20 protein-coding genes and 1 riboswitch are annotated in these 25,388 nt (G+C 30.3%); of the genes, 1 reads left to right on the top strand and 19 read right to left on the bottom strand.

Annotation, left to right across the window (positions count from 1 at the left end):
- Positions 1-15 precede the first annotated feature (15 nt).
- The 12 genes from D2A34_RS23640 to eno all read right to left on the bottom strand — a co-directional run bounded on the left by D2A34_RS23640 (position 16) and on the right by eno (position 15,327).
- Positions 16-1,317: a helix-turn-helix transcriptional regulator gene (locus D2A34_RS23640; RefSeq protein WP_079439940.1), complete on the bottom strand. Its 1,302-nt coding sequence runs from the start codon at positions 1,315-1,317 to the stop codon at positions 16-18.
- A 255-nt stretch (positions 1,318-1,572) separates the two neighbouring features.
- On the bottom strand, positions 1,573-1,746 hold the full coding sequence (locus tag D2A34_RS23635; RefSeq protein WP_119368104.1) for a YtxH domain-containing protein: 174 nt from the start codon (positions 1,744-1,746) through the stop codon (positions 1,573-1,575).
- Between the two features lie 93 nt (positions 1,747-1,839).
- Positions 1,840-2,784: a ribonuclease H1 domain-containing protein gene (locus tag D2A34_RS23630; protein WP_079439941.1), complete on the bottom strand. Its 945-nt coding sequence runs from the start codon at positions 2,782-2,784 to the stop codon at positions 1,840-1,842.
- 65 nt (positions 2,785-2,849) lie between these two features.
- The gene (locus D2A34_RS23625) at positions 2,850-3,812 is read right to left on the bottom strand and encodes a YkvA family protein (RefSeq protein WP_079439942.1); all 963 of its coding nucleotides are present in this window, start codon (positions 3,810-3,812) and stop codon (positions 2,850-2,852) included.
- Between the two features lie 247 nt (positions 3,813-4,059).
- The gene (locus D2A34_RS23620; protein WP_079439943.1) at positions 4,060-4,890 is read right to left on the bottom strand and encodes a MetQ/NlpA family ABC transporter substrate-binding protein; all 831 of its coding nucleotides are present in this window, start codon (positions 4,888-4,890) and stop codon (positions 4,060-4,062) included.
- 11 nt (positions 4,891-4,901) lie between these two features.
- A complete protein-coding gene (locus D2A34_RS23615; protein WP_079439944.1) occupies positions 4,902-5,540 on the bottom strand; it encodes a methionine ABC transporter permease in 639 nt (212 codons plus the stop codon).
- Positions 5,540-6,508 carry a methionine ABC transporter ATP-binding protein gene (locus D2A34_RS23610; RefSeq protein WP_079439945.1) on the bottom strand — a complete coding sequence of 323 codons (969 nt, stop codon included), beginning with the start codon at positions 6,506-6,508 and terminating at the stop codon, positions 5,540-5,542. The genes D2A34_RS23615 and D2A34_RS23610 overlap by 1 nt, the downstream gene beginning before the upstream one ends.
- A gap of 150 nt (positions 6,509-6,658) precedes the next feature.
- Positions 6,659-6,773: riboswitch (SAM riboswitch) on the bottom strand.
- Positions 6,774-6,984: 211 nt separating this feature from the next.
- Positions 6,985-10,245, bottom strand: a complete 3,261-nt coding sequence (locus D2A34_RS23605; RefSeq protein ID WP_119368103.1) for a bifunctional metallophosphatase/5'-nucleotidase — start codon at positions 10,243-10,245, stop codon at positions 6,985-6,987.
- Between the two features lie 204 nt (positions 10,246-10,449).
- Positions 10,450-10,920 carry an SsrA-binding protein SmpB gene (gene smpB / locus D2A34_RS23600; protein WP_079439947.1) on the bottom strand — a complete coding sequence of 157 codons (471 nt, stop codon included), beginning with the start codon at positions 10,918-10,920 and terminating at the stop codon, positions 10,450-10,452.
- A 156-nt stretch (positions 10,921-11,076) separates the two neighbouring features.
- Entirely contained in the window at positions 11,077-13,284 is a 2,208-nt protein-coding gene (gene rnr / locus D2A34_RS23595) for a ribonuclease R (protein WP_119368102.1), read from the bottom strand.
- Between the two features lie 308 nt (positions 13,285-13,592).
- The gene (gene secG, locus D2A34_RS23590; RefSeq protein ID WP_079439949.1) at positions 13,593-13,826 is read right to left on the bottom strand and encodes a preprotein translocase subunit SecG; all 234 of its coding nucleotides are present in this window, start codon (positions 13,824-13,826) and stop codon (positions 13,593-13,595) included.
- A 205-nt stretch (positions 13,827-14,031) separates the two neighbouring features.
- Positions 14,032-15,327, bottom strand: a complete 1,296-nt coding sequence (gene eno, locus D2A34_RS23585; RefSeq protein WP_079439950.1) for a phosphopyruvate hydratase — start codon at positions 15,325-15,327, stop codon at positions 14,032-14,034.
- 310 nt (positions 15,328-15,637) lie between these two features.
- Here eno and D2A34_RS23580 point away from each other — a divergent pair, with 310 nt between their 5' ends.
- Complete coding sequence (locus D2A34_RS23580) at positions 15,638-16,159, top strand: cell wall-binding protein (RefSeq protein ID WP_079439951.1); 522 nt, start codon at positions 15,638-15,640, stop codon at positions 16,157-16,159.
- Positions 16,160-16,264: 105 nt separating this feature from the next.
- On the opposite strand, the gene D2A34_RS23575 is transcribed toward D2A34_RS23580, so the two are convergent.
- The 7 genes from D2A34_RS23575 to rpoN form a co-directional block, all read right to left on the bottom strand.
- Positions 16,265-16,864: a protein kinase gene (locus tag D2A34_RS23575; protein ID WP_079439952.1), complete on the bottom strand. Its 600-nt coding sequence runs from the start codon at positions 16,862-16,864 to the stop codon at positions 16,265-16,267.
- 251 nt (positions 16,865-17,115) lie between these two features.
- Positions 17,116-18,654, bottom strand: coding sequence for a 2,3-bisphosphoglycerate-independent phosphoglycerate mutase (gene gpmI / locus D2A34_RS23570; RefSeq protein ID WP_079439953.1), 1,539 nt, complete (start codon positions 18,652-18,654; stop codon positions 17,116-17,118).
- A gap of 303 nt (positions 18,655-18,957) precedes the next feature.
- Positions 18,958-19,704, bottom strand: coding sequence for a triose-phosphate isomerase (tpiA, locus tag D2A34_RS23565; RefSeq protein ID WP_079439954.1), 747 nt, complete (start codon positions 19,702-19,704; stop codon positions 18,958-18,960).
- Between the two features lie 302 nt (positions 19,705-20,006).
- Positions 20,007-21,182 (bottom strand): phosphoglycerate kinase, encoded by a 1,176-nt coding sequence (locus tag D2A34_RS23560; RefSeq protein ID WP_079439955.1) that lies wholly within the window; start codon positions 21,180-21,182, stop codon positions 20,007-20,009.
- 129 nt (positions 21,183-21,311) lie between these two features.
- Positions 21,312-22,313 carry a type I glyceraldehyde-3-phosphate dehydrogenase gene (gene gap, locus D2A34_RS23555; RefSeq protein WP_079439956.1) on the bottom strand — a complete coding sequence of 334 codons (1,002 nt, stop codon included), beginning with the start codon at positions 22,311-22,313 and terminating at the stop codon, positions 21,312-21,314.
- 59 nt (positions 22,314-22,372) lie between these two features.
- Positions 22,373-23,446 carry a sugar-binding transcriptional regulator gene (locus D2A34_RS23550; protein ID WP_079439957.1) on the bottom strand — a complete coding sequence of 358 codons (1,074 nt, stop codon included), beginning with the start codon at positions 23,444-23,446 and terminating at the stop codon, positions 22,373-22,375.
- 365 nt (positions 23,447-23,811) lie between these two features.
- Positions 23,812-25,203 (bottom strand): RNA polymerase factor sigma-54, encoded by a 1,392-nt coding sequence (gene rpoN, locus D2A34_RS23545; RefSeq protein ID WP_079439958.1) that lies wholly within the window; start codon positions 25,201-25,203, stop codon positions 23,812-23,814.
- Positions 25,204-25,388: the final 185 nt, after the last annotated feature.

Here is a 25,388-nt window from a genome sequence, read left to right as displayed (position 1 = left end):
CCATTTACTCATTTTTTAGTTTTTAAAATTTTCTGCCTTGTTATATAACTTTATTCCTTGATTCAAATAATAAGAAGCTTCTTCCTCTTCCTTTTTATCCATGAAATATTTTCCAACCCTCATGGCTAATTCTGCTGCTTTTATTAGTCTTCCACTATTCTTGGCTAGTACATATGTATCAATTAATACACTTTCGGCTTGTTCTAACTTATCATCAATATTAAACATTGTATATTTAATAAGTTTACATTCAATTCTTCTATCAATATCGTTTTCGCCAATACTATTTTCAATATTTTTTAGTATTTTACCACACTGTTCAGTATTTTTTAGTTTTAAATAATTTTTACAAATATCAAGTAATATATCATTTAAACACCCAACACGATTTTGTACACTAACATTCTTAGATATCTCATAATGCTTGAGTGATTCATCTAAATCCCCCAATTCATAGAATAACTTACCTAAATTATGCTCTATATTAACTATGCTCCTGTTATATTGTATCTTTTTATAAACTTCTAATGTTTTCTTTGAGTATTTTATAGCATTTAATAAATCACCTTTTTTATTAAAATCTTCGGCAAGAGAGAATAGATTTTTCGCATAATCTTCATCATTGTATATCTGTTCAAATCTTTTTTTAGCTGAATACGAGTACTGTAGTGCTAAATCCAATTCTTCAATATCATAATATGTTCTAGCCATATTATAATGAATCTCACCCATTAAAAATTCATCTACAATTTTATTATCTAAATAAACTTTTTCAGCTTGTTTTAAGTAGCTGCTTGAAGAATGATACGCCTTCAATTCCAAAGCTATGTTGGCTAAATTTAGAAAAGTTTTTATTATTTGTTCATGATTGGTATTCTTTACGAAGATTACGTTGGCTGATAAAAAAAACTTTTGAGCCATAGGGAAATCTTTTTTATACATATATGATTTCGCTGTTATGAAATATATCATTGCTTTTCTATATTCTAGGTTATATTTGTCACAATAATATAATGCATTATCTATATATCTTTGACCTTTTTCATAATCTCCCTGAAAGATACACGATTCTCCTACCTGCTCATAATAAAGACTTATTTTTTCTGCTTGACTTTCCTCTGATTCCATCAAATATTCGACAGTTGTGTTTAATGCCTCTGCTAAATATTCTAACAAATCTACTGATGGATTTGAACGTCCCGATTCAACTAAACTTATTTGTCCCGGAGTTATTCTGTCTCTAGCCAAATCCTTTAAGGTCATATTTAGTTGCTTTCTTCTTCTTTTTATTTTTTCTCCTAATGATAGAATTTCCATCTTTTCAATCCTTTTCTATTCAACAAATTATTTAATTCATTTAATATAATTTTCTTAATTATAACATAAATTCATAAAAAACTGCATAAAAATATAAATCTACCCCAAATATTATATAATTTAATTTTATTATCCATTTTTATGGATAAAATTATAAAGAAAATAAACAAAAATAAAAAGGCATGAAATTTACTCATACCTTTTTATTTAAAATAATATCATTTATGTTGATATTTTTATAGGCGACTCAAATCATTATCTCATCCAATCTTGAATTCCATGATAAGTAGACTCAGCCACATCTTTCATTCTTCTTCCAGCTCTTTTCATTGTTCTTTGAGTCCTTCTGTTATAGTGTGGCATCATAGCCATTTCAACAGCTACTCCTACTAAAATTCCTGCTACCATTCCCTTTGAAAATCTTTCCATAATCAATAACACCTCTTTAATATTTATTTAATTTTATACAAATAGGTTATGTATTAATTAAAAAGTTATCCAAGTTAATTTTTTCTATTTATTCTAATTTATATTATCTAACAAGTATAAAATAAACTCTTCTTTTTCTTTACTTAATAATTTGGAGATAATTTTTTTGCCCTCTTTATAGTTGCTTCTATATAAACTTATAATCTCCTCAAACTTAATAGTATTAGTAAGTTCATGTTCTTTAATTACTGTATTATTTATGCTAGCGTCAGAATTTTCATCGCTTAAAATTATATTCTCAGCAAAATTAGGTGCTAAACTTAAAATTTTAGATTTCACATCATTATTAGAAACCCTTATTGTATTTTTACTTAACCATTTTTCGATAACTTTATCCGAATTTATTCCTAAACATTCTTTACATTTTTCATCTACAAGCTCATTAAATAAATCCCCCGTATGACTGTCAACTTTTACAAAAATAATTTCAATTCCAGATTTCATTAGCTCCTGCATCTTATTATAATACTCAATAGATGACTCTTCTTTTCTCCCCCATGCTCCAGTTGCATGATGAGCTATGCCTTCATAATCATGAAATACAACAATCTTTTTTTGTCCATTCTCTATAGCATACTCAACAGCTTTAACAGCACCCTTTAATTCACCTGCTATTTGTCTTATGTCTCTTCCTCCTGATAAATTTTTCTCAGCATTACTCTCTATATACTCTACCACATTGTTGTTAACACAAACTACGCCATAAGAGTATCTTCCATCAGAAGAATTATAACTACCATCAACATAAGCATGAATACAGTCCTTAGGATATTTCTCATCACTTTTCTTTAACATTCTGTTACCCTCATTTAAGTAAGCTTTAGCCTCATCTATACTTTCAAAACTCTTATATTTAGCACCTTTAACACCTTTTACATAAGTCAAGCACTCTGCCCATGTATCTACCATAATATTTTCTATACTTCTATTATTATTAAAATCAAATCCCGATTGTATTGCATAAATTTTCTTTGCCATAAATTTTATACTTTCTCCTTTAACTGCATTTCACTTTTTTATTCTATAAAATATAAACTCTTATTTTATAAAGTCGATAAATCCTCTATCACTCCATATAACTTTTCAACATTCTTTGCCCCTGTGAAATTAATTAAATACTCAATTCCTTTTTTTAATACCAAAAGTAAATCATTTTCTCCCTGCCAATTCTCCACAATTATTGGTAATGGAACATCTTTAATAATTTTATTCACTGCAAAAAATGCAACTCCTACATCATCAATTACTCCTATAAAAGGTATATTATTGGGTATTATATTGATTGGTACTGTAATATATGTAATTGCTATTGACATAACCAGTTTGGTTTTTATAGGTACTCTTTTATCCTTAAGTAACCTATAAACTAAAGAAGCTATATCAGGTAACATAAAAATATACTCTTTATACTTTTTAGATTTTTCCGGCAACTTATTCTCTAAGATCTTTCTTCCCTCTGAATAATTATCATGCACTTTATTAACACTTTCTAATTCTGATAGGTTTTCTTCTTCATTTTCTAAAGTTTCTTTCGTTTCAATACTCTTTATTAAATTTCCCGCTAATGAAATTCTAATGCTACTAGCTTCTACCCATACTTCTGATTTTTTCATATATATTTCATTTATATTTAAATCAACAAAGGATATATCCTTAAGTATTGTATTTATATCAATTATTACTTTATCTTTATCATTGCTTATTCCATATTTTTTAAACATTTTAGATAGTTGATTTAATGCAAAACTTCTTAATATCCTAAACATACCTAAGTTTAGAATCTTCACTTTAACTATTCTAGCAACGATTTTATTATTTATACATTCTATTAATTGAATCTTAACAAAAAATTCTATGTTTAATCCCTTTTTTAAGTTTCCTTCCAATATTATTCCATCATCTATAGATACATTTTTTATACTCAGGCCTTCAATCTTAATAAATTCATTTATGATACTTAATATATCACTCCCTAATAGTTTAACCTTAACCCCCGATATATCCATACATCATCCCCCTTTAATAATCTCTTTATTAATTTTAGGTTAATTTTTCCTAAACATACTTAAAAGTATACAATATTCCAATCAATTATTAAAGGCAGGCTTTGAGGATATTATTAATATTATCACACTAAAAAAGAGAGGCATATATGTTTGCATATTCGGAATTATCCTAATTCTACACAACATGTATGCTCTCTCTATTTATAGAATATCTCTAGGCAATTTAAGTAGCTATTACTATTCTATCTTAGAATACTGGAATTACTGATCCATTGTATTCTTTTTCTATAAATGCCTTAACTTCTGGTGAAGTCATTGCCTTTACTAAAGCTTTAATTTTTTCTTGATTTTCGTTACCTTCTTTTACAACAACTATGTTTGCATAAGGCTTAGCAGCTTCTGAATTTTTATCTTCAATAATAATTGCATCATTTGCTGGATTGAATTTAGCTTCAATTGCATAATTTCCGTTTATTACAGCTGCATCAACATCATCTATAGCTCTTGGAACTGCTGCTGCTTCTAATTCATTGAACTTTAAGTTTTTAGGATTTTCTGTGATATCCTTTGGTGTAACTAATTCACCATCTTTAATTTTTATTAATCCTTTTCCTGCTAATAACTTTAGTGCTCTAGCTTCATTTGATGGATCATTAGGAACAGCAATTGTTGCCCCGCTCTTAAGTTCATCTAAACTCTTAACCTTATGAGAATATAATCCCATTGGTTCTAAATGTACAGCACCTACAGATACTAACTTAAAGCCTTTTGATTCATTTTGTTCTTTTAAATAAGGCATGTGTTGGAAGAAGTTTGCATCTAATGATCCTTCAGATACTGCAGTATTTGGTTGAACATAATCATTAAATTCTGTTATTTCTACAGTATACCCTTCTTTTTCAAGTAACGGCTTAGCTATATCCACTATTTCTTTATGTGGTTTTGGTGTTACACCAATTTTTATTACCTTATCATTTTTTGAATCTTTACTTCCTGAAGTAGCTGTGCCCCCACATCCTACTAATCCAAATGCTACTACTCCTGCTAAAACTACTGATAAAATTGATTTCTTTTTCATATTTTTTCCCCCTATTTTGATAATTTATTGTAAAAATAATTTCCTAGAACTTGTAGTCCTTGTACTACTATAATTAAAACAATACATGTTACTACCATATAATCTGTTTGGAATCTTTGGTATCCATAACTTATAGCTACTTGACCAAGACCTCCTCCTCCAATGGTTCCTGCCATAGCAGAATATCCAACAATACTTATTATTGTAAGCGTGATCCCTGATGCTATTGAAGGAATGGCCTCTTTAAGCATAACCTTAAATATAATCTGAGTATTTGATGCTCCAAAAGATTTTGCCGCTTCAATTATTCCCTTATCAACTTCTCTTAATGATGATTCTATAATTCTTGCTACAAAAGGAGCTGCTGCAATTGTAAGTGGAACTATCGCCGCTTCTGTACCTATAGATTTACCAGCAATGAATCTAGTTAAAGGTATAATTGCTACCATCAATATAATAACCGGAAAACTTCTTAATACATTAATAATTAAATCTAGAATAGTATAAATAACTTTATTTGGTTTTAATCCATCCTTCGCAGTAACTGTTAATATTATTGCAGGTATAAATCCTAAAATAAGTGAACCAATAGTTGACGCAAAAACCATTTCTAATGTCTCTATTAAAGCTTTTACTATTACCTCATTCATTATTCAATCACCTCCAATAAAATATCTTTATTTTCAAGATATTTTATAACCTTATCTTTATCTTCCTCTTTAATATTTATTACAAGCCCACCTAATATTTCACTTCTAAATTTTTCAAGTTTTCCCCAAACTATAGAAAAATCTATTTCTAAATCCCTAGCCATTTTTGTAATAAGAGCATTTTCAGAAGAATCACTTGGGAAGAACAACTTAATATTAACTCCATCTTCTGGCAATATTCCATTTTCATCTTCTTCACCTAAGAATTTTCTTAAAGATTTTCCTGGTTTTAAGAACAGGTCCTCTGATTTTCCTTCAGCCTCTATCTTTCCTCCATCAATTAACGCAACCTTTTCGCATACTTCTTTTATTACTTCCATTTGATGAGTAACTATTACTATTGTTATTCCCAATTCTTTATTAATTTTAGAAAGTAACGCTAAAATATCTTTTGTAATTTTAGGATCTAATGCTGACGTTGCTTCATCACAAAGCAATACTTTAGGATCTAGTGCTAATGCTCTTGCTATTGCTACTCTTTGCTTCTGACCACCACTAAGTTCTGATGGTTTGCTTAATTTTTTATCTTTTAATCCAACTAAATCTAATAATCTTAGTACTTTGTTTTGAATTTCATTTTTACTATATCCCCACACTTCAAGTGGAAGTGCTACATTATCAAAAACATTCTTTCTTTGCATAAGGTTGAAATTTTGAAAAATCATCCCCAAATCTTTTCTAAATTCTCTAAGGCTAGTCCCTGCTAATGAAGAAACCTCTTTCCCCATTACTTTTACTGATCCTCCATCATAAGTTTCAAGTCCATTTATGCATCTAAGTAATGTCGATTTTCCTGCCCCACTATGTCCTATTATTCCATAAATTTCGCCCTCTTTAATACTTATTGATACGTCTTTTATAACTTGTGTTTCCCCAAAATTCTTGACTACATTTCTAATTTCTATCAAAACACATTTTCCTCCTTTGACTTTGTTTTGTTAGTTTCCGGATAACTAAGGTAGTAATTTAAGTAACTTTTCAGATTATTTAATTAATACCTCAAAACAAAAGCGCCAGAGAATAAATCTCTAGCGCATAAAACACCATTCAAATTTATCCTCTCATCTATCAGCTAATGCTGCTGGAATTAGCACCATATAAATATCGACTTTTATACAATATTTAGGTTGCCGGGTTTCTCAGGGCCAGTCCCTCCACCACTCTTGATAAGATATCAGATTATTTAATTTAGTTACTGAAATGATTATATAAATTTTTTTTTCATTTGTCAATCTCTAAATAATAACCATTGAATCCATTTAATCCAAAGTATTATGCTCGGATTACTATCATTATATATAGTAGATTAACATATTGCAAGAACTTTTTAATATTTACATATAAATTTTAAAATAATATTATAGTTTTATTATCAATAAGATAATTAAGCTGCTTTTTTCTGAGTAGAACCATTTGTTGTAATATTCCAGTTATTTGAGCATTGTGGAGATATTTGTCCATGTTCTTTAATATAATTTGTCATCAAGCTTCTCACTTGACCGTCATCTCCAAGAACTTTACCCGAATCATAATTTACAATACTTGCATCAGTATTACTCAATCCAGCTGCTTTCATAAAACCGCCGCCACCATTATATCTATAATTGTTTATGGCAACAGTAAATTCATCACTATCTTTTACTGCCACATCATTTACTTTTAAATTTTTTATTCTATTTCCAGAAATTACTCTTCCAGTTGTTTTATCCACTATACATGAAGGCTCTGTTAAATCTATATCATAGGTTGCTCCATATAGTTGATCTAAATTATAATCTGGAATGTTTAATGCCGAGTCCTTAGCAACTACATGATTACTGCTATTAGTTTGAGCATAATATCTAACAGAATACTCCATCCAATCTTTAAGCTGCTTACCATTCATCTTTATACCATATAAGAAATTCTCAAATGTATAAACCGCCATCATATCTTTTATTGTAATATCGCCTTTTGGTATGAATGCTGATGAACTTAAAGGTGCAGCAATTGAAAGCTTAGTTCCAGCAGATTCTTTTTGAACCTTATTAATTAGCTCCATAATTGCTGTAGGCTGATTTGTTTGTCCTTGCCCAGTGAACTCTCCACTTGAAGTTCCTATTTTTGTATCTACATACTTCAAAGTTGCATCTTGATATGGTTTAATTAGAGTTACTATCTCAGAATCCTCTCCTATATTCTTATCAATAACAACATTCTTAGTTGAAATCCCTGAAAGTTTTCCATTTGAATCAATATTCATTTCAAATTGAGCAATCCCTGTTGCTCCTTTTGTTGATTCCACTATTGGCACGACTTTTCCTTCTGGATTTTTCTTAGTTAAGTCATTGACTTTTAGATGAGTATGACCTGCAACAATTGCATCAATTCCGCTTACTTGCGTTGCAATTTCGTTAATCTGATTTTCTGGCAAAACATCTGCTTCTGTTTCTTCCCCACTATGAGCTGAAACTACAACAATATCTGCCCCTTTAGCCTTAACCTCTTTAACCCATTTTTTTGCTTCATCTACAAGATCATTAAACTCAAGCCCTTCATAGTGCGATTTGTCTTCCCAACTTGGTACACATTTATTTTCTAAACCTATTACTGCAAGCTTAACTTCTTTACCATTTACATTGAAGCTTTTTATAATATAAGGTTGAACAAAATTTGAATTATCTCCTTTATATACATTAGCAGCAAGGACTGATATTCCTTCACTTTGGTAATCCTTAATAACTCTATTTAATACCTCTAAACCATAATTAAATTCATGGTTACCTAAAGTCCATGAATCATATTTCATAGCCCCCATTACTTTCGCCATAGGATACTCTAAATTTTTATCCATTACATCATAATAATACGATAAAGGCGTTCCTTGAATAGTATCTCCATTGTCAATTAACATAACATTTTTATTATTTTGTCTAACATTTTTAACATATGTTGAGACTCTTGCTAGCCCTTGACCTTTCTCCGTTGCCTTTCCCATTGCGTAATCATAATCTAATACTGTTCCATGTACATCAGTTGTTGCTAATAATATTATTGAACTCGATAAGTTTATCATTCTTTCTATTTCCTTGTTAGGAATTGTATTTTTGCCATTCTTATCTTTATTATCTTTGCACCAATCAATAAATGCATCTCTTACTAAAATATGAGTATCATTAGCTACATTTAATCCACCATATTTTTTAAATGCTGTAAATGAATCTCCACCCTGAGCAACAAAGTCCGGCAATGCTACAGATAAGTTTTCAGAATCCTTAATTGCGCTTCCATCTTCTCTTGTTATATCCTTAATTCTTTCTCCAGATGGAAGATTTGAGTTATAGGTAAACTTAATTCCTGATACTTGCATTCCCTTGCTATTATCTGCAACTCCTTGTTCTAAAGCTTCTTTTAATTGAGCTTTTGTCATACTTAGTTTGTAAATGGTGTTATCAAAAGGCATAAATTGCCACATAGTACCTACTGTCATATCACCTTGTGGTATATCTATTCTTAGCCCTCCATTATTTTGAATTCCTACATCTGCGTTAACTGCATTTCTTGTGACATCTGTAGCCCAATTTCCCAAGACCGATGAACCATATGGAGAAATATTTATTTTTCTTGTAAGTTCTTTTTCATTATTGTACCCGATAACCTCATTAGTAGTTGATTTTATTTCATTATTAGCATTATCCACCATCTCATTAATATATCTATCTGTTTCTGGATTTTCGGCTTTATATCCCTTATCATTATCCAATGCTATATAAGAAGATTCTATTGTTGGCGTATCAAACTTCACTTTTTTATCACCAGTTATCTTAAACTTAGCATCTATAAATCCTTTACCTGCAGAATTTCCAATAAAAACTGGAATATTTGTGACTTTAGCAATTGCTGAAGTTTTAGTATGGCTGTGGCCACCAAAAACCGCATCTATATTTTTAAGTTTGTCTGCTATGTTAAATATAGCTCCAGTTGCATTATCTCCGTTATCTCCTTCATGTATTAATGCTAATATTATGTCTGCAGAATTATTCTGCTTCAATTCTCCTGCTATGGAATTAACTTCATTTGCTAAATCTTTAAATTCATAATCTTTCACATACTTAGGTGATACAATTGTTGATGTTTCTGGAGTTATTCCTCCTATTACTGCAATCTTTATTCCATCCTTAGTAACGATTTTATAAGGATCAAATATCCTTTTTCCTGTTGACTTACTATAAAGATTGCTACAAATTATTGAGTATGATGCTCCCTTCATAGTTTCATTTAAAAGTGTATCTAGTCCCCAATCAAATTCATGATTTCCAAGGGTTGTCACTTCCAGACCTATTTTTGACATAACTTCTTGAACTGGAACCCCTTTCATAATATTTGAAATTGCAGATCCCTGATATAAATCTCCACCGCCTAAAATTAGAGTTCTATCTGGATTAGAAGTTTTTATTTTATTTATTCTATCTGCTAAGACTCCTGCAACAGGCTTTCCTGATGCGTCATTTAATGCTCCATGAAAATCAGTTATTTCAACAACATCAAAAGTTTTATCATTTTCTGTTGCATAACCTTTTACGGAGACCCCTGTAAATAAAGTGATTGTGAAAAATAAACTTGTCAAAATTGATACAATCTTTTTAATTTTAAATATTTTTTTCAAAACAATTACCCTCCCCTAATTACAACTCATTTTACATATATTACCTGAAGTCAAATTATATACCATTGAATTTTGTAATACTATATGTTTATTATTTATCAAATTTGAATTTTCATTAAAAATAAATTATATAATATTATTAAATTTAGACTAATTAAAAAGCTACCAAAAATATTTCATCTATATTTTTGGTAGCTTAATTTATTAATATTTACTTCTTTCTTTTATCGCCCTATCCATATCTCTCTTATGAGCTTTTTCTAGCATAGAGTCTCTTTTATCATAATTCTTCTTACCTCTGCATACCCCAAGTGCAACCTTAACTTTACCCTCTTTTAGATATAATGATAGTGGTACTAACGTATATCCGTCTTGAGATACTAAACCATCAAGTCTTCTTATTTGATCTCTGTGAAGGAGTAACTTTCTTTCTCTTAATGGATCTACGTTAAATATATTTCCTTGTTCATAAGGAGAAATATGCATATTTTTTATAAATATTTCACCATTATATATATCGGCATAGCAATCCTTAAGATTGACTCTCCCATTTCTTATTGACTTTACTTCAGTTCCAACTAGAACTAATCCAGCCTCCATTGCTTCTTCTACAAAATAATCATGTCTTGCTTTTCTATTTTCCGCTAATGAATTTTCATTTCTTTTTCTTGCCATTATAATCACCTGCTATGGTTATATTTCTATTAAAATTATATTATACCAATCTTTGTAAAGCAACTTATTTTCAATACTTAAATATAGTGATACCTTAATGTAAGTATTATATATTATGGTATCACTTGATTAATCATCTGTATAGATAACGTCTATTTATACCTCAAGTAATTCTTTTTTCACTTCCTGAGTGTTTTCTTCTGGTACAAAAGATGTTTCTGATTCCTCTCTTTTAGGTTCTTGTGTAATTTTAAAGAATACTTCTCTATTTGTAATATCCACATGAACACATTCCACCTTAACTTTATCACCAAGTTTATATAACTTCTTGGTTCTCTCACCAATTAGGCTGAGATTTGATTCATTAAATATATAATAATCATCATCTAAATCAGTAATATGAACTAAGCCTTCAACTGTATTTGGAAGTTCAACGAAGACTCCAAAAGATGTAACCGAAGATATAATTCCTTCAAACTCTTGGCCAATCCTCTCTTGCATATATTCAGCTTTCTTAAGATCATCAACTTCTCTTTCGGCATCTTGTGCTTTTCTTTCCATTTCTGATGATTGTTTTGATGCATAACCTACTATATTTTTCAACCTATTTATTCTATTTGCATCTATTTCCTTGTGTAAATATTCTTTTATGATTCTATGAATCTGCAAATCCGGATATCTTCTTATTGGCGAAGTAAAGTGACAATAATACTGTGCTGCAAGCCCAAAGTGACCACTGCATTCCGGAGCATACCTTGCCTGCATCATTGAACGTAACAATAAAGTACTTACAACTGTTTCCTCATTTTTCCCTTTAACTTTATCCAATATCTCTTGAAAACTTTTCGGCTGTATTTCTTCTGTCCATTGAACAGTATACCCTAAATTATAAATAAACTCCTTAAACTTAGCTAACTTTTCTTCATCTGGACTCTCATGTATTCTATATACAAATGGTAAGTGAGTTCCAAACATATGCTCCGCTACTGTTTCATTAGCCGCTAACATGAATTCCTCTATCATTCTATTAGCTATTTCACGTTCATAAGGTTTGATTTCTATTGGTTTCCCAAGTTCGTTTAAAGTTATCTTAGCTTCAGCTATTTCGAAATCAATTGCTCCTCTTCTTGTTCTCTTCTTTCTCAAGATATTACAAAGTTCTTCCATCATTTTAAAATCTTCATAAAGATAATCATATCTCTTAATCAACTCTTCATCATGATCTCTTAAAATCTTTGTAACATCTGTATAAGTCATTCTTTCATCAGTCTTTATTACAGATTCTACTATTTCATGATTTACAACATTTCCTTTTCGATCTATTTCCATGAAGCATGTTAGGGTTAATCTATCTACTCTTGGATTTAAAGAGCATATTCCATTAGATAATTTTCTAGGTAACATTGGTACAACTCTATCTATTAGATATACTGAAGTGGCTCTTTTTAATGCTTCTTTATCCAAAGGATTATTTTCTCTTACATAATGAGTTACATCAGCAATGTGAACTCCTAATTTATAATTCCCATTACCCAATTTTTCAATAGAAACAGCGTCATCTAAATCCTTTGCATCCTCTCCATCGATTGTAACCATTCTTAAATCTCTTAAATCTCGTCTTCCTTTGTATTCTTGCTCATCAATTTCTTCTGATACACCTTCAGCAAACTTCAATACTTTTTCACTAAATTCTTCTGGAAGTCCAAGTTTTTTGATGATCATTAAGATGTCAATTCCTCTATCACCTTTTCTACCTAAAACTTCTGTAACAACACCTTCTGCCTTTCTATTTCCTTCTGGCCATTTGGTTATCTTAACAGTAACTACATCGCCATCTTTAGCTCCATTTCTATCTTTTTTGGAAATAAATATATCTTTAGATATTCTAGGATCCTCAGAAACAACAAAACCAAAGTTCTGTGAGTCTTCATACACCCCAACTATTTTAGTAGTATTCCTCTCAATAATTTCAACTACTTCTCCTTCCCTTTTTTTAGTGTTTGTATCTTCTCTTGTAACTTTAACAGCTATTTTGTCACCATTCATTGCTCCATTTAAGCTGTTGCTTGGAAGGAATACATCTTTTTGTCCTTCTTCTTCTGGAATAAGAAAACCAAACCCTTTTACATGCGCTTGAAGTGTTCCTACAATTAAGCCTTCTTCTTCATTTCCTTCTTGATCTATCATATATTTATTTTTTTTATTCCTTGTTATATATCCTTCATTCTCCATCATTTTTAATGTCTTTTTAAATGCATTATATTCATTTCTCTTTATATCAAATACAGCAACTAATTCATCAATATCCATTGGTTTATATGCAGGTTCTTTCATAAAACTTGATAACATTTGTTTAATTCCCATATAATACTTACCTCCATTATACAATTTACTATATATTATTACTTTATATCTATATACTACCACATTAATGTTATAGGATATAGGTTTTATCTTAATTTATACAATTAGTATTGACATATATATACTAATTTATTTATTTACTTATTTTAAATCATCCATAAGAAAAATAAATGTATCGATAATATATTTTAAATCACAAAAAAATAAGAAGTTTATTAAAAACTCCTTTCTGTTTTCTTATTAAATTCTATCTTTAGTCAGATGATTAAATATAAAAAGGCTACTCTAAATAAAGTAGCTCAAATTAATTATTTTATTAAATTTAGTATAACTGTATTTATTGCAAAAAGTGCCATAAACATAAATGTTAATCTAACAAGAATTACTTCTTTAGTTCTTGATTTATTTTTTGAAAAGAATGTATCCTTTGTGCTTCCTTGTATTAAACCACTTAATGCATCGGCTTTACTAGGCTGCATGTATATTGTTAAAATAACTGCTAATCCTAATATTACTTCAAAGACTAATAATATATTTTGCATAGGTAACACCTCCTATAATAATCAACAATGTCTAATCTAAATAATACCACACTTATTTACTTATTACAATCTTATGTATCAAAAATTGTAAATAAGCTTAAGAATATTACATAAATTTATAAAAAAAGTTATAGGGAATTCCCCCTATAACTTTTTTTATGATTAAATTCAATTATAAGTTTTTATAATGCGTAATCACTTTTACTTATTGCTTTATATTAAAGAATGCTTTCTTACCTCTGTACTCAGCAACATCATCTAATTCTTCTTCAATTCTTAATAATTGATTATACTTAGCAACTCTTTCAGATCTAGCTGGAGCACCTGTTTTTATTTGTCCTGCATTTACAGCTACAACTAAATCAGCTATAGTAGTATCCTCTGTTTCTCCTGATCTATGGGAAACAACTGCTGTATATCCAGCTCTATTTGCCATTTCTATAGCGTTTAAAGTTTCTGTTAATGTACCAATTTGATTTAACTTAATTAAAATTGAATTAGCTACACCAAGGTTTATTCCCTTTTCAAGTCTTTCTGTATTAGTAACAAATAAATCATCACCAACTAATTGAACTTTCTTTCCTAACCTGTCAGTTATTAACTTCCAACCTTCCCAATCTTCTTCTGCCATACCATCTTCAATTGAGATAATTGGATATTTATTAACCCAATCTTCAAAGAAATCAACCATTTCAGCGGATGTTAAAGTCCTTCCTTCATGCTCTAATACATACTTACCATCCTTGAAATATTCTGAAGAAGCAGCATCAATTGCTATAAATATTTCTTCACCAGGCTTATATCCTGCTTTTTCTATTGCTTCAATTATTACATCAAGAGCTTCTGCGTTTGACTTTAAGTTAGGTGCAAATCCACCTTCATCACCAATACCAGTTGAATATCCTTTATCATTCAATATTTTCTTTAAAGTATGATATACTTCTGCACACATTCTTAGAGCTTCACTGAAAGTAGGTGCTCCAGCTGGCATTATCATAAATTCTTGTAAGTCAACAGAGTTATCTGCATGTGAACCACCATTTATGATATTCATCATTGGAACTGGCAATACCTTTGCATTTACTCCGCCTATATATCTATATAATGGCATATCTAAAGCTTTTGCAGCTGCATTTGCAACAGCTAACGAAACCCCTAAGATAGCATTTGCTCCTAACTTGCTCTTATTATCTGTTCCATCTAGTTCGATAAGCATTTTATCAATATATGTTTGTTCAAATACATTACATCCTATTAATTCTTCCGCAATAGTTTCATTAACATTTTTAACAGCATTTAGAACGCCTTTTCCTAAGAACTTACTCTTATCATCATCTCTTAATTCAACTGCCTCATACATTCCTGTTGATGCTCCTGATGGTACTGCTGCTCTTCCTACTGTACCATCTTCTAAATATATTTCTACCTCTACAGTTGGAAAGCATCTTGAGTCTATAATTTGCCTTGCAACTACATCTACAATTTCTAAATAATCTTTCATATCAATTACCTCCTTATTTTGGAAAATTCATTTGAGAATTATTATCAATTTAATTATAATACATAAATTGCTAATTTAAAAGTACTTTTTTTAACTTACCACAATATTATTAGTAAATTCCCTAAGTAATATTCATATTTTCTTCTTTTCAATATTATTTATTCTATTCTTTATGCAAAATAAATATTCTCAATAACTATCATGCTAAAGTAAAGATCAAACTTGTTTAAGCACATTTCTTGATTTTCTTTATAATAAGTGCGATAATATATTTTGTTAATAAATGGAATTAAACTCAGGGGGTTTTAAATTGATCAGAAAAATTATATTTGCGGTCCTAATATCAGGAGTGACAGCTCAAACTTTCATACCTACTATATCAGTCTACGCAGATAATCGAGATTATTATGTCAGCGATAATTCAAAATTTCTAGGCCAAACAATCCCGCCAACAGGCAAAGAACATGGTTGGTATAAGTTCCCTGATGAAGAATGGGGGTATTATATAGATTACGGAAAACTCTTAAAAGATGTTTGGGTAAATGAATCTGATGGCGACTATGGTATCGGTGACAATGGTAAAATGGTAAAGGGATGGTTTAAAAACGCTATAGACAATAACTGGTATTATTTTAGTCCAGATGGTAAAGTAAATAAGGGATGGCTTCAAATGGATGGTGTATGGTATTACATGGACAGTAAGGGAGCTATGCTAACCGGTTGGCAGTTAATTAAGCAAAGGTGGTATTATTTTGATACAGTCACAGGGGTGATGGCTTCAAACCTCAAAGTCGATAGTTATTACCTATCAGGTGATGGTTCTTTACAATAATAAATATCCCTTTTTATTTATACCATATAGTATATAAATAAAAAGGGTCATCATCAAGAATCGTATATTTAAGCATATTATTCGTAACACTTGAAAATTCACTTACTATTCTAGCAAAGACAACTGTTGCATGTCACAATATCTTTTAAACTTCAATTCCCATTCTATTGCTTTTTTAGGATTTATTTTTTTTACTCCATAAAAGAATTCTTCCAATACGCCTATTTTATTTAAGCCTTTCATTAAATGCCTAGGATAATCAACTTTTCGTGTATAAGCCTTCTTAGGATCTATTACCATTAGTTTTTCGCCGCCTGAAACATAAATATCCTTGCACCTGATATCTAATTTTTTAAATTTAAGCCTTTTTAATTCTAAAAGTAGTTCATATATATTTTTAGTCAATCTGTCACTTAAACCACTTTGCCTTATATACTTATCTAATCTTTTCCCCTCTACTAAGTCTCTTACCACATAAAATTTTCCCCGATTATATAAACGTGGAAAATATTTCGATCCATTAGTTCTCGCAAGAATGCTACCCTCATCGGTACAAACTTTTCTCTTTAGAAATATTTTTATAGCCTTTTTATTTGGCAATTCATAAACTACTCCATTATGTCCTTCGCCTAAATAACTTGCTTCTCTAAATAACTTTTCTGTAACTTCATCAAAATCAGCGGAATATGCATAGCTTTTTTTCATACTACCAACCCTAAATCTTTTTTATAAATATATTAATTTAGGATTCAGTTTATGCAAATTTAATTAAAGTATTCTCTATATGCCATCAAAAATCCTATTTTTCAAATATTTTATTCGCTTAAATTTGTCTTAACAGAGAATAAACTTGTATACTTCCAACAATATCAAAACATTTATTTCAGTTAAATATTTAAAATAAAAAAAGACTCCCTAAATATAAACTTAAATTATTTAAAGAGTCTCTTAACTATTTATTTATTTATTACTAAATTTTCTCCAGTCATTTCAGCAGGAACTTCAAGTCCAAGTTGATTTAACATTGTTGGTGCAATATCTGCAAGCTTTCCATCATTTAGCTTTTTACCTTCTGTATGATTTGATACCCAAACAAATGGCACTGGGTGTGTTGTATGCGCTGTGAATGGATTTCCTGTTGAGAAATCTATCATAGTTTCAGCATTACCATGGTCTGCTGTAATAAATGCGCATCCATCCATTTCTAATACTTTATCTACGATTTTTCCTACACATTCATCTACTGTTTCAATTGCTTTAACAGCTGCTTCTACAATACCTGTATGCCCAACCATATCTGGATTCGCAAAATTTAAAATTATCATATCATATTGATCACTATCTAATCTATTTAATAACTCTTCAGTTACTTCATAAGCACTCATCTCAGGTTTTAAATCATAAGTTGCAACTTTTGGTGAAGGAATTACTTTTCTGTCTTCACCTTCGTTTTCTTTTTCTACACCACCATTAAAGAAGAATGTAACGTGAGCATATTTTTCAGTCTCTGCAATTCTTAATTGCTTTAACCCTTTGCTGCTTACATATTCTCCAAGTGTATTATTCAAAGTTTGAGGACTATATGCAACATTAACCCCTTCTAATGTTTTATCATATTGAGTCATTGTTACGAAAGTAAGGTTTAAAGTTTCTCTCTTAAATCCTGCAAATTCTTTATCATTAATAGCTCTAGTTATTTCTCTTGCTCTATCAGGTCTAAAGTTAAAGAATATAACCGAATCTCCATTTTTTATATTTGTGATTGGATTACCATTTTCAGTTACTACTGTCGGTAATACGAATTCATCAGTTTTATTATCGTGGTACGATTTTTCTATAGCTTCTACTGCACTGTTTGCAGTTTCACCTTTACCTAAAACTAATGCATTATATGCAAGTTCTACTCTTTCCCATCTATTATCTCTGTCCATTGCATAGTATCTACCACTTACTGTAGCGATTTTTCCTGTACCTATCTCTGCTAACATTTCTTCAGTTTTTTCTATAAATTCTTTTCCTGATGAAGGCGGTACATCTCTTCCATCCATAAATGCATGAATATATACATTTTGAACACCTTCTTTTTTAGCAAATTCCAAAAGTCCTTTCAAATGTTCAATATGTGAATGAACTCCCCCGTCCGATAATAATCCCATTAAGTGTAAAGATGATCCAGACTTTTTAGCATTATCCATTGCAGTCTTAAGAGCTGCATTTTCGAAAAAGTCTCCATCGCTAATTGCTTTTGTAATTCTTGTCAATTCTTGATATACAATTCTTCCTGAACCAATATTCAAGTGACCAACCTCTGAGTTACCCATTTGACCTTCTGGTAATCCTACTGCTAAACCACTTGCTTGTAATTGTGAAGTAGGGTATTTTTCAAGTAATTTATCTAAATTTGGCTTTTTTGCTAGGCCTACTGCATTTCCTTCTGATTTTGGTGCAATTCCAAAACCGTCTAATATCATTAACATTACAGGTTTCTTTGACATCTTCCTATCCCTCCAAATACTTTTGTTAAAAATCATAATATATATTAATAATTCTATATCTCTATACTAATATATTAAAATAGACTATTCTCTCTAGATTTTACTAGCATTAATATATATTAAATATTATTATTTTTTTTATTTATCATACTATTAATCATATAAATTATATTATCTTTTTACACTTATTGCAACTTATAAACTCTAAAAGCCAAATTATTACTTTTTACTCTAAACTACGATATTACTAATTACAAAAGACTATAAACATTATGTTTATAGTCTCCTTTGCTATACTAACTATTAATAATTTACTATTGCAGCAAAATCAGCTGGAACTAAGCTAGCTCCACCAACTAATGCTCCATCGATATCAGACATTTCCATTTGAGCTTTTATTGTGTTTGGCTTAACTGATCCACCATATTGGATTCTTGTTTTTTCAGCAGCTTCTGATCCATACATTTCTGCAACCATAGCTCTAATTGCTTTGATTGTTTCATTTGCTTGTTCATCTGTAGCTGTCTTACCAGTTCCGATTGCCCATATTGGTTCGTAAGCAATAACAAGTTCTTCTACTTGTGCATTAGTTAATCCAGCTATATCAGCTTTGATTTGAGCTTCAATAACTTGATTAGTAGTTCCGTTTTCTCTTTGTTCTAAAGATTCTCCACAACAAAGAATTGGAGTTATATTATGTTCAAAAGCTTTTTTAACTTTTTTGTTTAATGCTTCATCAGTTTCATTGAAGTATTCTCTTCTTTCACTATGACCTAAAACAACATATTCTATTCCCATAGCTTCAAGCATTCCTGGAGAAACTTCTCCTGTGAATGCTCCACTTTCTTCAAAATGCATGTTTTGTGCAGCAACTTTTATATTTGATCCAGCTACAGCTTTTTTAACTGCATCTAGGCATACAAATGTAGGGCATACAACTACATCACATGTTGCATCCTTAACTAATGGTTTTAATTCTTCTACCATTTTAACTGCTTCATCAATAGTTTTATTCATTTTCCAGTTTCCTGCGATAATTGCTTTTCTCATCTTCTTCACCTCATAATTTAATTTAAATTTATTAAACAAAAAATTCTTTTACAAAGGACAAGCTTAAGGAAAGTGATCAATTTCCCTTAAGCTTTATATATATCTGCTGAAATTCATAAATCTACTCTTAACAGCTGAATCCTTGGCCTTGGATTCATCAAATCCCGTCGAATTTGTCTCCTAAAAATCAATTTATTCTTTTCTCAGTATATAGGTATTAATTCTTCAAAGAATTTATAATTTAATAAAAGTTACAAATTTCTTTTTAAAATATTGCTTACTTAAGGCTAATTGTTTTGAAATTAGTCATTTAATGCAGCGATTCCTGGTAATACTTTACCTTCTAAGAATTCAAGAGATGCTCCACCACCTGTTGAGATGTGAGTCATCTTATCTCCAAATCCTAAGATATTAACAGCAGCAGCTGAATCTCCACCACCGATTATAGTAGTAGCATCTGCATCTGCCATAGCCTTAGCTACTGCAATTGTTCCCTTGTTGTAGTTTTCGAATTCGAATACTCCCATTGGTCCATTCCAGATAACAGTCTTAGCATCTTTTATAGCATCAGCATATAAAGTTTCTGTTTTTGGTCCGATATCTAATCCCATATTTCCAACTGGGATGTTTTGATCTTCTGTTACTGTAGCTTCAACATCCTTAAATTCTGCAGCTACTCTGTGATCTACTGGTAATAAGAATTTAACACCCTTTTCTTCTGCTTTAGCTATCATTTCTTTAGCATAATCAAGTCTATCTTCTTCTACTAATGAAGTTCCTATTTCATATCCTTGAGCTTTTAAGAATGTATAAGCCATTCCTCCACCAATGATAATAGTATTAACTTTATCTAAAAGATTGTTAATAACAGCAATTTTGTCAGAAACCTTTGCTCCACCTAAGATAGCAACAAATGGTCTTACTGGGTTTTCAACTGCACCACCTAAGAATTTTAATTCTTTTTGAATTAAGTATCCACATACAGCAGTATCTAAGTAATCAGTTACACCAACTGTTGAACAATGAGCTCTGTGAGCTGTACCAAATGCATCATTAACAAATACGTCAGCTAATGAAGCTAATTCTTTAGAGAAGTCTGCAATATTTTTAGATTCTTCTTTTCTGCATCTTGTATTTTCTAATAATACAACATCTCCATCTTTCATATCAGCAACAGCTTTTTTAGCGTTTTCACCAACAACTTCTTCATCTCTAGCAAAAACAACTTCTTTTCCAAGCATTTCGCTTAATCTTGTAGCAACTGGTGCTAATGATTTTGAAGCATCTTTTCCTAAATGTGAGCAAAGAATAACTTTTGCACCTTTTTCAACTAAATATTTAATAGTTGGAAGGGCTCCTACTAATCTATTTTCATCAGTTATAACACCATCTTTTAATGGCACGTTAAAATCACATCTTACTAATACTTTTTTTCCGCTTACTTCAATATCTTCAATTGTTTTTTTATTGAAATTCATGTATTTTCACCTCTAACATTTATTTTGGACTATTTTAAAATAGTCTGGCTTTATAGCCTTATACTACAAAACCAGACTTATTTACTTTATAACATAAATTTGCGCTTTTATGTTTAAATACGGTTCAAATTACTTTAAGTTAGCGAAGTATCCTAAAGTTCTGATTAATTGGTTAGTGTATGACATTTCGTTATCATACCAAGAAGCAACTTTAACTAATTGTTCTCCATTAACTTCCATAACCTTAGTTTGTGTAGCATCGAATAATGATCCGAAACTGCTTCCGATGATATCACAAGAAACTATTGGATCTTCAGTATATCCGAAAGATTCAGTTGCAGCTTCTTTCATAGCAGCATTTATTTCGTCTGCAGTTACGTTCTTTGATAAAGTACAAACTAATTCAGTTAATGAACCAGTGATTGTTGGAACTCTTTGAGCTCCTCCGTCTAATTTTCCAGCTAATTCTGGGATAACTAAACCGATAGCTTTAGCAGCACCAGTTGAGTTAGGAATGATAGAAGCTGCAGCAGCTCTAGCTCTTCTTAAGTCACCATTTCTGTGTGGAGCGTCTAAAGTATTTTGATCGTTAGTGTAAGAATGGATTGTAGTCATGAAACCTTTTGTTAATCCAAATTTATCGCTTAATACTTTAGCAAATGGAGCTAAACAGTTAGTAGTACATGAAGCACCTGAAATAACTGTATCTTCTGCTTTTAATATATCGTGGTTTACGTTGTAAACTACTGTTGGTAGATCATTTCCTGCTGGAGCTGAAATAACAACTTTCTTAGCACCTGCTGTGATATGAGCTGAAGCTTTGTCTTTTGTTGCAAAGAATCCAGTACATTCTAAAACGATATCTACGTTTAATTCTCCCCATGGTAAGTTTGCTGGGTTAGAATCTGCAGTAACTTTGATTTCCTTTCCGTTTACTACGAAAGCTCCTTCTTTAACTTCGATTTCTCCATCGAATCTTCCTTGAGCTGAATCATATTTGAATAAGTGAGCTAACATTTTAGCATCTGTTAAGTCGTTGATTGCAACCACATTAAATTCAGGGTTGTTAATCATCAATCTTAAAGCTAATCTTCCTATTCTTCCAAAACCATTAATTGCTACGTTTACCATTACAATTACCTCCTAAAAAATGCTTTTCTTTTTTATAAAAATAAATTTTACAAACTAAATTAATCACTGAATTGATTTTCTAATGTACTTATTATTCCTTTAGCCGCAGCTTCATCGGTAACTAATACACCACTAAAATCGTTATATTCAGTTGCTATAATAGACTCAACTTTATTCTTCCCACCTGCTACTGCAATATGTGTATTTATTTTTCTTGCTTCATTAATTTTTATTCCAATTGCGGTAGTTTCTGAGATTATTTTAGAGTCTTTGTTAAAATAACACCCAAACGCTTCTCCAACGGCTCCGTTATTTATCAAATTATCTATTTCTTGCTGTGGAACGCCTCTTTTTCTAGCCATTTGCACAGCATTTCCTATACCATAAATCAAAACATCTGCTTTATGTATAGTATCGATAACAACTTTAACTGCCTCTTCTTTAAGTAAAGTATCTATTATATCTAGACTTAAATTTTCTGAGATATGAAGCATCTTATACGTGCCATTTAATTTTTTCGCTAAAGTTGCGGCTAATGAATTTGCCTGGGTTTCAACTTTTTTCCCCATTCCACCTCTAGCGGGCACTACTTGTATTTGGGATAAATTTGTTATTCTAGGAAAAGCTTCTACAACTTCTTTTAATGTACTCCCACCTGTTAAAGCTATAATAGAATTATCTTCTAAAACATCTTTAACATAATTAGCACATGCCTTTCCTAAATCCTTTAATACTAAAGGATTTTCTTCTACGTCTCCTGGGACTATGATCACTTTTTTTAAATTAAGAAAAGATTCTATTTTCTTTTCTACTTCGGAAAGTCCTTTTATTTCATGAATGAAATCATTTAATTTGTGTATAATTTCCACACCTTCACTTGTAACTGTCATTCCAGAAGTATTAATCTCAATTAAACCTTGATCCTTTAAAAAACCTATTTCAGTTCTAACCGTTCTTTCACCAACATTTAACATATCAGCAAGTACTCTTCTTCCTATAGGTTGATTATGAAAGATTGTTCTGAGTACGTTATACCTTTTCTCCAATGTATTTACAAGCTCAGGAACTATCTTCTTTTGTAATTCTAATATTTCCTGCAACTCAAACACTCCTTTGGTCTCTATGTGTCCCATGCTATTTCTTTATGTCCCACATTTATTATTATAAAACACCTTTATAAAATTTGAAAGCCTTTCGCAAAACTTTTTTTATAATATTTCAAAAAAAACAAAAAAACTCTAACAAAATTAATTATTAGCAATCTTTTTTGTAATTATTTACAAAAATTCATAATATAACTTTTAATATATATTATGTAACCATTTTCTTGATTAATTTTAAGAAAGGGTATTCTACCAAGAGTAAAATACATATACTCAAATTGCTAAAACTCAATCATCGCTGCTTTTCTTTAGAATTCATAATTGAATATTAGCAATCGAGTACCTGTAACAAATAAGTATATTACATTAATTACTACAAACTAAAATATAATATACTACAACCTTTTTCTCATCGATGATGATTTAATTGCCATCTCCTCTCTGTACTTAGCAACGGTTCTACGTGAAATATTCATTTTTTTATCAGCTAACATAGAACTTATTATTTGGTCTGAAAGCGGCTTGTTTTTATTTTCCTCATCTATTATTTTCTTTATCTCATTTTTTATTTTTATGGTTGCCATATCATCATCGTTATTTGAAGAAACACCACTTGCAAACAAGTCTTTTATCTTGATTGTGCCAAAACTCGTTAACACATATTTATCTTTAATTGCTCTACTTACAGTTGAATCATGAAGATTAATAATTTCTGCAACTTCTTTTAGTGTTAAAGGTTTTATATATTGTTTGCCAGATTTAAAAAAGTCTTTTTGTTTATCAACCACGCACTCCAATACTTTGTATAATGTGTTTTTTCTTTGCTCAATTGATTTAATTAAAAATAATGCTTGATTAATTTTATCTTTTACATAAGCATTTGTTTCAGAATCTTGATTATTTTGTAAAACATCTTTATATGTTTTATTAATCATAAGCCTTGGCAAAACACTTTCATTCATAATTATAAAAAATTCGCCATCTATATTTTTCACTTCGGCATCTGGAATTATGTAATTTACTTCTTCTCCAGTATAAAACCCTCGTGATGGCTTTGGCTCTAGCTTTTTAATTAAATCACCATATCGTTGAGCTTCTCTTGGCGTGATATTAAGATCCTTCGCAACCAACTCATATTTATTATCTGCAACATTTTCTAAATGATTTAAAATTATTTTCTCTATTATATTATCTAGAATATTTAATTTTAAACTCTGAATAAGTAGGCACTCTTTGATATTCCTAGCACCTATTCCATAAGGTTCCAATGACTGAACTATTTTCAAAGCTTTTTCTGCTACTTCTTCTGGTATTTTTAACTCCTTGGAAATCTCTTCTATTGGTATTTCCAAATATCCTCTGTGATCTAATGATTCTACAATATATCTACATATAATTAAGGTATATTGATCTACATTTGTCTCGACTAATTGCTCTTGCAAATAATCCTTTAACGATATCTTTTTTTCAATAAAATTAAGCGGAGAAACTTCCTCTGTAGAATAGTTTATTTCTGATTTATCTCTATAATTATCAGCATATAATTCTTCAACTAACTTTTTATGATCGTATATTTCCTGTGTACTTATTTCCTCACTAACTTTTGAGTCATCATATGAATTTATCTCTTCATTGACCTCTAATATTGGATTTTCTGAATACTCATTGTCAATATACTCTCTCAGATCATGAAGAGACATTTGCAATAGTTTTATAGACTGCTGCATGCTTTGTGTTAATATCATTCTCTGTTCCTGGGTCATCTTCATGCTATAATCCAAATTCATAACTCTCCTCCTTATCAATTGAAACCTGATTTAGTCAGCTTTTTAATCCCCCATCTAAATCTTGGTTGAACTTATACCCTCAAGGGCTAACTTGTCTAGTATCTAGCAACTGTTATCTTGCGCTTAAGGAAATGTGAACGTATAGGAACTAGACATTAGATAAATTGTACAGTTTATCTTTAATT

Origin of the sequence: Clostridium chromiireducens (genome assembly GCF_003575225.1) — a bacterium.
GTDB lineage: Bacteria > Bacillota > Clostridia > Clostridiales > Clostridiaceae > Clostridium > Clostridium chromiireducens.
Note: the sequence above shows the minus strand (reverse complement) of the source record. Positions and strands in the feature narration are given on the sequence as shown.